Origin of the sequence: Streptomyces sp. NPDC048370 (assembly GCF_043200825.1) — a bacterium.
Classification (GTDB): domain Bacteria; phylum Actinomycetota; class Actinomycetes; order Streptomycetales; family Streptomycetaceae; genus Streptomyces.
Window position 1 is genome coordinate 62,668 of record NZ_JBICYI010000009.1, and the last position, 12,306, is coordinate 74,973.

Below are 12,306 nucleotides of genomic sequence, written 5' to 3' on the forward strand. Positions count from 1 at the left end.
CTCCGGATCCTCACGGTGACAGCTGATGGATTCGAAGCTAAATGTCCGCTATTGCGGCCTTGTAACAGTGGGCCGTAGGCGCCGCGACGAAGCCGTCACAGCCCGGCCCCCTGGCCCCTGGCCTCCCGGCCCCCTGGTTTCTGTCGGTCCATCCGGTCGAGCGCCGCCCGGCAGAAGGTCAGCAGCTTCTCGTCCTCATGGACGTCATGGCTGCTGTAGCCGGACTCCCGCACGTTGTGACGCCGCCGCCGGTCCAGCTCCGTACGGATCACCCAGCGCGCCCCCGCCGCCGCGGGACCCATCTCCGCCAGGCACTCCGCGATGTCCACGCGCGCGTGCCGGTTCTCCTCCCAGGCCGCGAGCAGCACCGGGAGCGTCGCCTCCGTGTCCCCGGACACCCGCCACAGGGCCGCCGCACTCCGCACCCGTACCCACAGGTCACGGCAGGCGAGACCGGGGAGCAGGGCCGGCGCGCTGCGCGCCGCCGCCGGGCCGATCGTGCCGAGGGCACGCGCCGCCGCACACCGGTCCGGCGCCGTCGCGTCAGGGCCCAGCCAGCCCGCGAGGGTCGGCAGCACGGCTTCGCGGTCGCCCTCGACCGACCACAGCGTGAGCGCCGCCTGCGCGGAGACCGCCGCCGCCTCGCTCTCCAGGAGCGCCCGCGCGTCCGGGATCACCGCCCGCGCGGCGGGCCCGAAGGCGGCGAGGGTCGTCAGCGCCGCCTCCTGCACCCAGTCCCGCCGGTTCGGCGGCGCCCCGCGCAGCACCCGCAGCACCTCGGGCACCGCCTGCACACCCCGGACCGAGGCCAGGGCGAAGAGCAGCGGCGCCGCGTGCTCGTAGAGCCGGTCGTCGAGATCGACCCGGGCCAGCCTGCGGCGCAGCAGCGGCGCGAGCGGCGCGGCCGCGGGGCCCAGGGTGGGCACCGCGTACAGCAGATCCCGCCGTACGTCCGGTTCCACCAGGGCGCGGGCGAGCAGCGGTACGGCCCGGGCGTCCCCGGAGCGGGCGAGGGCGAGCAGCGCCCTGGCGCGCCCGTCCGGCGCCCCGGGCGGGCCCTCCGGCCGTTCTGCCCACTCCGGCCGCTCCGGTCTCTCGGGGCGGCGGGCGAGCCGCGCCGCGAGGGCGTCCGTCGCCGGGGCGGTCAGCTCGAAGAGGCCTTCGAGGAACGAGGTGGCCGCCTCGCGCAGCCTCGGCTCGGGGTCGGCGAGCTGCGCCCCGACCAGCCGCACGACCTCCTCGTACCGGCCGCGCCAGACCCGTATCAGCCCCCCGCACAGCCAGATCGCGTCCAGGCGCTGGCACCGGTCGGGGCTGCGCAGCTGGGCGAGGATCAGCGCGGTCCGCTCCTCGACGCGGTCGTCGAGCGCGGTGTGCAGGGTCCGCATCAGCTCGTCGGTCCACGGCGTCGGGCGACCGGTCGAGCGCTCCTCGAAGAGCTCGCGGACCTGCCCGGCCGCACCGGACGCGCCCGGCCGGGCGTCCGTCTCCGGCGGCGCGGTCCGCACCTCGTCGAGGAGGAGCGTCACCCGCTCCACCACGTCGTCAGGGACCTCGGTCGGCGCGCACCGGGCCAGCTGCGCGAGCGCCGCGAGCCGAAGCCCGGGCGCCTGGGCCGCGCGGGTCAGCCAGCCGAGCCAGTCGACGGTCTCGTCGCGCAGCGACTCGTGCCGCCGCGCGATCCGCCCCACGGCCTCCACGAGCGCGAGCCGCACCTCCGTGTCGCGCTCGACGGTCAGCCGCTCCCGCAGCAGGGTCAGCACACGGGCGGGGTCGGGGTGGAGAGAGGCGAGCGCGCAGGGGGCCGCAAGCCGGACCTCGGGGTCCGGGTCGCCGACCAGACCGAGGAAGACGTCGGCGCCCGCCGCGACGGCGGCAGCGGCCATCGCGTAGTTCGCGGCGGGGATGAACTCCTCGTCGTCCGCGTCGAGTTCGTCGAGCTCCTCCTCGCCGCTCAGATCGATCCCGCCGATACTGGTCAGCAACTCCACGATGCCGCCCCGGTCCTGGACCTCGGGGTCGGCGACCAGTTCCAGCAGGAAGGGGATGCAGGCGAGCGTCGAGTCGTACACGTCGCCCTGGTGGTGCACCGCGCCGTACATCCCGTCGAGGGCGAGCTCCCGTTCGGCGGGGTCGGACGAGGCGAGTCCGCGCAGCATCCCCGGTACATCGTCGGCCGGGCCGTAGGCGTGCCCCAACGAGGCCCAGTCGACCTCCTCGATCCCCGTCAGCATGCGGCCGCCGCCTTCCCCGTGAGCTGTACCAGGACGCAAGTGTGCACCACCACACCGTGAACAAGGACCCGCTGACCGGACGCGGTCTCGGAAGGGCCCTCGGGCCGCTCGAATCGCGCCATCCGCGGCGACGGCGCCCGCAGTTGCCCGCCGGGGCGCCCGCGAGGTGCCCTCCCGGCGTCCCGGGGGCCGTCCCTAGCCGTCGGACCGTACGCGCACGAAGCGGGCGGTCTCCTGCCGCCCCGACAGCTGCAGCAGCTCCACCGGGAGCGGGTCGGCGAGCAGCGTCACCGGACCGTGCTCGGGGTGGGTCACGGCCTCCCCGAGGCGGTCGGCGGCCAGGGCGGCGACCTCGCGGGCCTGCGTCGGAGTGAGCCTGGGCGAGGTCGTCACCGTACGGTCGTCGGGCAGTCGGACCAGGAGCGCGCGGGGCCGGTCCACCGGGCCGACCAGGCCCAGAAGCGTGCCGTCGAGGGTGTCCGCGTGCCGCACCTTCCGCCAGGACCACGTCTCGCCCGCCCGGTACGAGGAGCGCAGCGCCTTCGCCACGACCCCCTCGACGCCCACCTCCCGAAGATCCCGGAACCAGTCGCGCGCGGTCTCCTCGTCCACCGTCGCGAGAACTCGCTGCACGGGCGGACCGATCTCCTCCAGGGCCGTGCCGAGGAGCCGCCAGCGCTCGGCGAGCGGCAGGGGCCGGACGTCCCTGCCGGGGACGGCGAGCACGTCGAAGGCGATGTACGAGACCGGTACGCCCGCCCGCCTGCGGTCGCCCGGCGAGCGGAGCAGATCGGTGAAGCTCAGTCGCCCGTCCCGGTACGCGCACAGCTCCCCGTCCAGGACGAGACCGGCCGGAAGACGGTCGCCCAGATGCGCCGCGATCTCGGGGAACTCCGGGGCGAGGTCCCGGTGCGAACGCGACTGGAGAACGACCCTCCGCTCCTCCAGGACGAAGGCGAGGGCGCGGAATCCGTCCAGCTTGAGGGAGTACTGGAACCCCCCTGGTGTGCTCCCCTGCGCCGGGATCTCGTCGGCCGGGCGGGGGCGCATCACGTCGACGGGCGGCCGCAGGACGGGGCCGGTCGCGGGGGCCTGGCTCATGGCAGGGACCCGGCCCGGTCCGGGTCGAGGAGCGGCCCGAGCAGCTCCCCGTACCGCTCCAGACGTGGCGCGATGTCGTCCATCAGAAGCACGAGCCGTTCGGGCGCGTCGCACGCCTCGACCTCCTCCCAGGTCACCGGAGCGGAGACGGCCGGCCGGGCGCGGGCGCGCAGGGTGTAGGGGGTCGCGGTGGTCTTGGCGGCCGCGTTCTGGCTGAAGTCGACGAAGACCTTGCCGGGGCGCAGGGCCCGCGCCATGCGGTGGACGACGAGGGCGGGGTGGTCCGCCTCGGCCCGGACGGCCAGCTCCTTCGCGTACGCCGAGACCTGCTCGGACGGGGTCGGCGCCAGCGGGACGAGCAGGTGCAGGCCCTTGGCGCCCGAGGTCTTGGCGAAGGCCTCCAGGCCGTCCTCCGCGAGCCGCTCGCGCAGCCAGGTCGCCACCCGGCAGCACTCCACGACGGTCGCGGGCGGCCCGGGGTCGAGGTCGAGGACGAGGCGGTCGGCGACGGCGGGGGAGTCGGCCCGCCACTGCGGGGTGTGGAACTCCACGACCAGGTTCGCCGCCCACATCAGCGAGGCGAGGTCCTGGATCATGACCTGCCGGGCGCGCGGCTCGTCGGAGCGGGGGACCGGGGTCGTCTTCACCCAGGCGGGCGTGCCGGGCGGCGGGTTCTTGGTGAAGAAGAGCTGCCCTTCGGGGCCGTCCGGATAGCGCAGGAAGGACACCGGCCGGTCCCGCAGATGGGGCAGGATCGCGGCCCCGACGGTGGCGTAGTAGTGCAGCAGCTCGCCCTTGGTGGTGCCGGTGGCCGGGTGGAGGACCTTGTCCAGATTGCTCAGCGGGAGGCGCCGCCCCTCCACCTCCGTGATGGGCGTCATACGATGAGAATCCCACGAATCCGGCGGTTGCATACAAGTACGTACAGAAGCGTATGAAGTGCGGCTGAGACCTTTGAAAGGGATGAAACGTGCGATCCATCTGGAACGGCGCCATATCCTTCGGCCTGGTCAGCATCCCGATCAAGCTGGTGAACGCCACCGAGAGCCGGTCCGTGTCCTTCCGCCAGATCCACGAGGCCGACGGCGGCCGCATCCGCTACCGCAAGGTGTGCGAGCTGGACGGCGAGGAGGTCTCCCAGGCGGAGATCGGCAAGGCCTACGAGGAGTCCGACGGGACCATGATCCCGATCACGGACGAGGACCTGGCGGCGCTGCCGCTGCCGACGGCCAAGACGATCGAGATCGTGGCCTTCGTGCCGGCCGGGGAGATCGACCCGCTCCAGATGGACGCCGCGTACTACCTCTCCGCGAGCGGCGTGCCGGCCGCCAAGCCGTACACCCTGCTCCGGGAGGCCCTCAAGCGGAGCGACAAGGTGGCCGTCGCCAAGTACGCGCTGCGGGGGCGGGAGCGGCTCGGGATGCTCCGGGTCGTCGACGACGTGATCGCCATGCACGGGCTGCTCTGGCCGGACGAGATCCGGGCGCCCGAGGGGGTGGCGCCGGAGTCCCCCGTCTCGGTGCGGGAGGCCGAACTCGACCTGGCGGACGCCCTGATGGCCACCCTCGGCGAGGTCGACATCAGCACCCTGCACGACGACTACCGGGAGGCGGTCGAGCGGATGATCGCCGCCAAGGCGGAGGGCGGCGCGGCGGTGGCGCCCCCGGAGCCGGAGGCGGAGGGCGGCGGCCAGGTCATCGACCTGATGGCGGCCCTGGAGAGCAGCGTCCGCGCGGCGAAGGAGGCACGCGGGGAGGGCGGCGGCGTCGCCGAGGTCACCGAACTGACGTCCCGCAAGAGCGCGCCGCGCACCCCGAAGGAGACCGGGGCGCGGAAGTCCACGGCGAAGACGGCCGCGAAGAAGACGGCCGCCCCGGCCCGCAAGTCGACGTCGAGGACGGCCGCCAAGGAGACGACGGCCAAGGAGACGACGGCCAAGGAGACGACGGCGAAGAAGACCACTGCGAAGACCACTGCGAAGAAGTCCGCGACGAAGTCGACCGCGAAGAAGGCCTCCGCCAAGAAGGCGACGCCGCGCAAGCGCTCGGCGTGAGGCCCTAGGGGCTGTCCGGCGGATCAGGGCCGGGGCCACGGCGCCTGGCACGGCACCTCGCCGCGTTGCCGAAACGCCCGAATAGCTCCGCTATCAGGACGCTCCGGCGCCTTGCGATGCACCGCACCAGACGCCGCGTCCTATCCGGCCCTGATCCGCCGGACAGTCCCTAGGGCGTGTTTCGAAAGTCCCGCCTGACTGGCGACGCCTGGCACGCACGCTCGCCGCGTTGTCGGGATCACCCCGATACATCCAGTATCGGGGCGACCCTCCGCCTTGCGATCGCACGCACCAGACGCCGCCAGGCCTGCCCTTCGGGCAGACGGCGCTACTTTCGAAACACGCCCTAGCCCTTCAGCAGCTCCCGCAGCGACGTCTTCATCGCCGCGACGAAGCCCTCCCGCTCGGCCTCCCCCGTCAGGTCGAGCGAGAGGTACGGATTGAGGTCCTCCAGCTCCACGAGCAGCAGCTCCCCGCCCGGCGCCCGGCAGGCGTCCACCCGCTGGATGCCGTGCGCCAGGTCGTTCCAGTCCACGAACCGCTGCGCGAACTCCAGGGCGGCGGCGGTCGGTTCGTACCGCCGGAGGACCCAGCGGGCCTCCGGGTCGGGCGCGTACAGCGCGTACTGGAAGGCGCGCCCCACGAAGTAGAACGAGACCTCGTAAGCGAACTCGATCCGCGGCTGTACGAGCATCCCGGCCGGGTCCACCTCCCCGAGCCGCGCCCGCTCCACGAAGCGCAGACCGACCGAGTCCGCGCCCAGGAGCGGCTTCACCACGTACTCCGCGGCCTCCGGCAGCCGGTCGAACTCCTCGCGGCGCCCCGCCGTGGGAATGACCGGAAATCCCTCCCTCGACAGCTGGAGGAGGTAGTCCTTTCCGGCCATGTCTCCCTTCCCGGTCAGCGAGTTGAAGACCCGCACCCCGCCCTCGCGGGCCTCGCGCGTGAACGCGTCGTACGCCTCCTGGTAGTGCAGGACGGGACCGCTGTTGCGGACGACGACGGCGTCGAAGCGGTGCATGAGCCCGGCCGCGTCGAGCGGATGGCAGAGGGCGACCTCGAACTCCTCGCGCAGCCGCCCCGAGAGCCAGATGTCCTCGTCGCAGTACCGCCGCCCGCGCGCCTGATAGCCGAGGTCGGTGACGTAAAGAAGCGTTCCCATGTGTGATCCCCTCTGCTTCCGCTCAGCCTCCGGCTGGCCGGATCGCCAAAGATTACGTGACGGAAACGCCGCGCATCCGACCATGTGGATCCACGTGCTCCGCCGCATAGCGTGGGCGAACACCGGTGCGAAAGCCGGTGCGAGCAGCGATTTCGCGGCCGGAGCCGACAGCCCGGCGCGACCGGTGCGCGGCAGGACCCGTCACGGGCCGCCGGCACCGCCGAGAGGTGAGGCGACAGCATGCACTACCGGATCCTGGGGCCGGTGCGGGTATGGCGGGGGGACGCCGAGCTCGCCCTGGGGCCCCCGAAGCAACAGGCCCTGCTGGCCCTGCTGTTGGCCAGGGCGGGACAGCTCCTGACCCCGCAGGAGGTGATCGACGCCCTGTGGGAGGAGCCGCCGGGCAGCGCGGTCAACGTGGTCCACCGCCATGTCGGCGCGCTCCGCAGACTCCTGGAACCCGAGCTGCCCAGCCGCGCGGACGCCCGGCGGCTGCTGCGCGGGGCCGGCGGCTACCGGCTGCGGGTCGACGCGGGCGAGCTGGACCTGCTGCACTTCCGTGCTCTGCGCGAGGACGCCCGGCGGGCCACGGCGGCCGGCGACCGAGCGCGGGGCGTGGATCTCCTGGTCGACGCGCTCGGGATGTGGGGCGGCCCCGCCGGCACAGGGCTGGCCCCGAGCGTCGCCGCGCACCCGCTGTTCACGGCGCTCAACCACGAGTACCTGGCCACCGTCAAGGAGGCCGCCGACGCCGCCCTCGCGACGGACCACGCCCACGGCGAGCGCGTCCTCGCCCTGCTCCACCAGGCGGGCCACCACTACCCGTTCGACGAGGCCCTGCACGCCCGCCTGATCACCGTGCTCGCCGCGCTCGGCTGGCAGGCCGAGGCCCTGGCCGTCCACCGGTCGGTCCGCTCCCGCCTTGCGGGGGAGCTCGGCGTCGACCCGGGTCCCGAGCTGCGCGCGGCGCACGAGCGGGTCCTGCGGCAGACCGTCCCCGTGGTCCTGCCCGGCGCGCCCGGCGCACCGGTCGAGCGCGCCGCCGGGGCCGGGGCCGGAGCCGGGTCCGGGGACGGGGGCGCGGCAGGGGGCGGGGACGGTGAGCAGGACCGTACGACCTTACGGCCGGCCGCCCCGCAGCTCCTCCCCGCCCAACTGCCCTCCGACATCGCCACCTTCGCGGGGCGAAGGACCGAGCTGGACCTCTCCCGGGCGCTGCTGGACGCGGTCGGGGACACGGACGCGGACGGGGACGGGGACACCGGGAAAGCCGGGCATCCCGCCCCCGCCCCGGCCCCAGCCTCGGGCTCCGCCCCCGCCATCGCCGCGATCAGCGGCATGGCCGGTGTCGGCAAGACCACGCTCGCCGTCCACTGGGCCCATCAGGTGGCGCACCGCTTCCCCGACGGCCAGCTCTACGTGAACCTCCGCGGCTTCCACCCCACCATGGCGCCGCTCGCCGCCCCCGACGTCATGCGCGAGGTCGTCTCCGCGCTCGGCGTCCCGCCCCAGCGGGTCCCCGAGAGCCCCGAGGCGCTCCCGGCCTTCTACCGCAGCCTCCTCGCACCCCGCAGGCTCCTGATCCTGCTGGACAACGCCCGCGACTCCGAGCAGGTACGCCCGCTGCTCCCGGGCGCCCCCGACTGTCTGACGCTCGTCACCAGCCGGCACCGCCTCGACGGCCTGGTCGTCACCCACACCGTGCGCTTCATCGGCCTGGAGGTGCTCTCCCGTGCCGAGGGCATCGAGTTCCTGACCCGGCGCCTGGGCGAGGAGCGGGTCGCGGCCGAGCCCGCGGCCGCCGAGTCCATCATCGAACTGTGCGGGTACCTGCCGCTCGCCCTCGCCATCGTCGGCGCGCGCGCCCTGCTCAACCCCCGGTTCACCCTGGAGGCGGTCGCCGAGGAACTGCGCGCCACCCGGGGCAGTCTCGACTCCTTCACCAGCAGCGACGCGAGCGCCGACGCCCGGAGCGTCTTCTCCTGGTCCTACCGCGCCCTCAGCCCCGCCGCCGCCCGCCTGTTCCGGCTGCTCGGCGGCGCGCACGCGGGCCCGGAGCTCTCCGTGCCCGCCGCCGCGAGCCTCGCGGGCGTGCCCGTCAGGGACGCCCGCCGCCAGATCGGCGAACTCCTCGACAGCCACCTGCTGACGGAGGACGCGCCGGGCCGCTTCTCCTGCCACGAGCTGCTGCGCGCGTACGCCGAGGAGCTGAGCCTCGAACGGGACGACGAGGCCGCCCGGGCCCGGGCCCGACGCCGCCTGGCCGAGCACCATCTGCACAGCGTCCAGGCGGCCGACGCCCTCCTCGCCCCGTACCGCGACCGCGTCCCCCTGCTGCCGCCGGGCGAGGGCGTCGTGCCGGAGGTGCTGACCGGGGAGCGGCAGGCGGCGCAGTGGCTGCACCGGCAGCGTCAGGTGCTGCTCGCCGCCGTCGAGCGGGCGGCCGCGGACGGCTCCGGCGACCCCGACGGCGGTTCCGACGGCGACCCCGAAGCCGACACCGCCGGCGATCCCGAGGCCGTCGGCCTTCCCGACGGCCTCTGCTGGCGCCTCGCCGCGACCCTGGAGCTCTTTCTCGACCGGGCCGGCCGCTGGGAGGAGCAGCGGCGCATCCAGGAACTGGCCCTGCGGGCCGCCCGGTCGGACGGCGACGCCACGGGCCAGGCGTACGCGCTGCGCGCCCTGGGGTTCGCGTACTGCAGGCTGGGCCGGTACGAGGAGTCCCACGACACGCTCTCGCGGGCGCTGGACGGCTTCACCGCCGCCGGTGACCCGGACGGGCAGGCGACCGCCCACCGGAACCTGGCCTTCCTCAGCAACGCGAGGGGAGATCACACGCGGGCCCTGGACCACTACCGGCTGGCGTCCGCCCTCTACGAGGGGTCCGGGCACCGCACGGGAACGGCGGCCGTCCTCAACGAGATCGGCTGGACCCGTATCCTCACCGGCGCCTACGAGCAGGCGCTGGACGACTGCGGCAAGGCGGTCGTCCTGCACCAGGGGAACGGGAACCGCAACGGCGAGGCGGCGGCCTGGGACAGCGTCGGCTACGCCCGGCACCACCGGGGCGAGTTCCCCGAGGCCCTCGCCGCGTACGAGAAGGCGCTGGACCTCTACCGCGACCTCGGTGACCTCAGCCTGCAGGCCGACACCCTCACGCACATCGGCGACAGTCACGAGGGCGCGGGCGACGCGGCCTCCGCGGTCGTCGCCTGGCGCGAAGCCGCCGAGCTCTTCGAGCACTTGGGGCATCCGGACGCCCGACAGGTGCGGGAACGGCTCGCGCGTCCGGTCTCCCGGGCGGCCGCCGACGACATGGTCGGCGGCCCCCGATGACGTATCAGGGAGACGTCACTTTTTCGGCACTGGGCCCTGCCTACTCTGCTGCCCCGAACCGACCGGGGAAGCAGAGGGGAACATGCCGTGGCCAGGGAAGGAATCAAGCCGCGGTGATTTCCGATGCGCACACCGGAGACCGATTTGGGCGGTCCATTCCGGTCGACTCCACGGTTCCGGGCTTTCCGTCGTCGGATCGTCGAACAAAACTTCGCTCTGATCTGTTTCTACGGTCGGAGGTCGCGGAGCACTCCGCTGACGTTCAGCACTTCGTGGCAACCGGAGGCCTGCTGTCCGGTGGCGGGCGTGCCCGGCTTGGCGCAGGTCACCTCCGCGGTCACGGTCGAGTTCTCGGGGATGTCGATGGGGGTGACCCAGTGGTAGTCCTGGTTGCGGAACGTCTCGAGGGCGATCGTGGTGATCTTCCGCTCGCCGAACGAGATGGTGATGACACCCTCGTCGCCCTGGAAGTTCGCCACGACGATGTCGGTGATCCCGAACACCTTGCCCTGGGGCACCTGGTACGTCCCCACCTTCTTGCCACCGGCGCCCGCCTGGACGTCGATCGTGGCCGAGCTCTGCTGACCCCGGCCGGTGCCGCCCGGTCCCGTACCGCCCCCGCCGTCCCCGCCGGAACCGTCTCCCTGCCCGTCGGGCTTGGGGGTGGGCTTGGGCTTGGCCTGCTCCTCCGCCTTGGCCTTGTCCTGCTTCGCGGCCTCCTCGCGCTGCGCGGTGGTGGCGGCCTCCTTCGCGGCGCTGCGCACCGCCGGCCTGACCAGCGCGAACCAGGCGACGAGCAGCGCCATGATCAGCGCGAGCAGGATCAGCAACCACTTGGGCAGGATGGGCAGTTGGACGAACTCGCCCTCGACGACACCAGGAGCGGCCGGCGGCGCGGGCGGCACCGCCGTCTGCGCGGCGGGAGGCTCCCGGTCGCTCTTCAACGACTCCCCGCCGGACCCGCCGGACCCCTCGGTCTCCGGGGCGTCGGCGACCTCGATCTCGAAGGGCCAGCTCACCGGCTCGCCGAACCAGACCAGCGAGCGGACCCGCGCCTTCAGCCCGACCTCGGCGGTCTCACCGGGTTCAAGGCGTCGTCGCTGCGGAGTGGTGCGCAGGGTCAGCTCCTCGCCGGCCTGCCGGGCGGCGAGCGCGAGGGAGACCGGGGTGTTGCCCTGGTTCCGCAGGGCGATCCGGTAGCGCGCGCCGAGCCAGCCGCGCCGCCGCCGGGGCGCCAGCTCCTGGCGGACCTCGTGGAACGCCTCCACACGCACCGTGGTCTCCGGGACCACCACGTTCTCGGGGTGTTCCACGGGCAGGACGCGCACACCGAGCGGCTTCTCCCCGGCGCGGACCTCGGAGGAGCGCGGCGGGGAGAGCCGTACCGTCACCGTCTCCGAGGTGCCGGGATACAGCGAGAGGCGGGCCGGCTCGACGGTGCTCCACGCGGCACAGTCACCGACCACCGTGAACGTGTACGCCTCGACGATGTCGCTGTCGTTACGGACGTTCAGGGTGGTCGTCGCCTCGCCGCCGGGCGAGACCGTCACGGTCGGCATATCGAGTTCGGCAGATGTGGTCACGCTCGGAACCTAGGTCCCCAACTCGCCCTTCTCCAGGGGCGCGGGGGCCAACGGACGGGCAGCGCGGCTGCCCCCAAGGACCATCGGCGCGCGGTCGGGCGCCGGAACTGAACCACCCGCCGGCCGAACACCAACCGGCCGGCGGACGACGAGAAACGGGTGGGAAGACATGACGAAGAGCGATCAGTGCGATTCCAGGGTGTCGGTCTCGGTCTACGCCGAAGACCTGATCCTGCAGGCGGGGATCATCGAACAACTACGACGACGGCCCGAGGTGGAGCTGCTCCCCGAGGCCGAGGCCGACAAGGCGCGGGCCACCCTGGTGGTGGTGGACACGGTCGACGACTCCACCGTGCAACTGCTGCGCCGCCTCCAGCGCAACACCTCCACGAGCACCGGGCTCGTCGTCGGACGCTTCGAGGCGGGCGCCCTGCAGACGATGATCGAGTGCTCGGTCGCCGCCGTGCTGCGCCGCGCCGAGGCGGACCAGGACCGGCTGGTCCACCTGGTCACCGCCCTCGCGAAGGGCGAGGGCGTGCTCCCCGGCGACCTGCTCGGCAAGCTCCTGGCCCACGTCAGCAGCCTGCAGCGGACCGTCCTCGACCCACGGGGGCTCACCCTCTCCACCCTGACGACGCGTGAGGCCGACATGCTCCGGCTGGTGTCCGAGGGTTTCGACACCGTGGAGATCGCGCAGAAGACCTCGTACTCCGAACGCACCGTCAAGAACGTGCTCCACGAGGTCACCACCCGACTGCAACTGCGCAACCGCGCCCACGCGGTGGGGTACGCGCTGCGGCACGGACTCATATGACCCCCTCGGGTGCCCGAAAGAGC

At 73.4% G+C, this 12,306-nt stretch carries 8 protein-coding genes; 3 read left to right on the forward strand and 5 right to left on the reverse strand.

Going from position 1 to position 12,306, the window contains the following annotated elements; translation table 11 throughout:
• Window positions 1-95: 95 nt before the first annotated feature.
• From ACGFYP_RS20500 to ligD, 3 genes are all read right to left on the reverse strand, one after another.
• The gene (locus ACGFYP_RS20500) at window positions 96-2,234 is read right to left on the reverse strand and encodes a HEAT repeat domain-containing protein (protein WP_393495252.1); all 2,139 of its coding nucleotides are present in this window, start codon (window positions 2,232-2,234) and stop codon (window positions 96-98) included.
• A 195-nt stretch (window positions 2,235-2,429) separates the two neighbouring features.
• Window positions 2,430-3,335, reverse strand: a complete 906-nt coding sequence (locus ACGFYP_RS20505) for a DNA ligase (protein WP_393495255.1) — start codon at window positions 3,333-3,335, stop codon at window positions 2,430-2,432.
• Window positions 3,332-4,216 carry a non-homologous end-joining DNA ligase gene (ligD, locus tag ACGFYP_RS20510; protein ID WP_393495258.1) on the reverse strand — a complete coding sequence of 295 codons (885 nt, stop codon included), beginning with the start codon at window positions 4,214-4,216 and terminating at the stop codon, window positions 3,332-3,334. Before ligD ends, ACGFYP_RS20505 begins: the two co-directional genes overlap by 4 nt.
• An 89-nt stretch (window positions 4,217-4,305) precedes the next feature.
• Here ligD and ACGFYP_RS20515 point away from each other — a divergent pair, with 89 nt between their 5' ends.
• The gene (locus ACGFYP_RS20515; RefSeq protein WP_393495261.1) at window positions 4,306-5,388 is read left to right on the forward strand and encodes a Ku protein; all 1,083 of its coding nucleotides are present in this window, start codon (window positions 4,306-4,308) and stop codon (window positions 5,386-5,388) included.
• A 346-nt stretch (window positions 5,389-5,734) separates the two neighbouring features.
• On the opposite strand, the gene ACGFYP_RS20520 is transcribed toward ACGFYP_RS20515, so the two are convergent.
• Window positions 5,735-6,550: a hypothetical protein gene (locus ACGFYP_RS20520; protein ID WP_393495264.1), complete on the reverse strand. Its 816-nt coding sequence runs from the start codon at window positions 6,548-6,550 to the stop codon at window positions 5,735-5,737.
• Between the two features lie 240 nt (window positions 6,551-6,790).
• On the opposite strand from ACGFYP_RS20520, the gene ACGFYP_RS20525 reads away from it, so the two are divergent.
• Complete coding sequence (locus tag ACGFYP_RS20525; protein ID WP_393495267.1) at window positions 6,791-9,886, forward strand: BTAD domain-containing putative transcriptional regulator; 3,096 nt, start codon at window positions 6,791-6,793, stop codon at window positions 9,884-9,886.
• A 227-nt stretch (window positions 9,887-10,113) separates the two neighbouring features.
• Here the strand turns inward: ACGFYP_RS20525 and ACGFYP_RS20530 are convergent, their stop codons facing one another.
• The gene (locus ACGFYP_RS20530) at window positions 10,114-11,445 is read right to left on the reverse strand and encodes a hydrolytic protein (protein WP_393495760.1); all 1,332 of its coding nucleotides are present in this window, start codon (window positions 11,443-11,445) and stop codon (window positions 10,114-10,116) included.
• A 106-nt stretch (window positions 11,446-11,551) separates the two neighbouring features.
• Here ACGFYP_RS20530 and ACGFYP_RS20535 point away from each other — a divergent pair, with 106 nt between their 5' ends.
• A complete protein-coding gene (locus ACGFYP_RS20535; RefSeq protein WP_393495763.1) occupies window positions 11,552-12,283 on the forward strand; it encodes a response regulator transcription factor in 732 nt (243 codons plus the stop codon).
• Window positions 12,284-12,306: the final 23 nt, after the last annotated feature.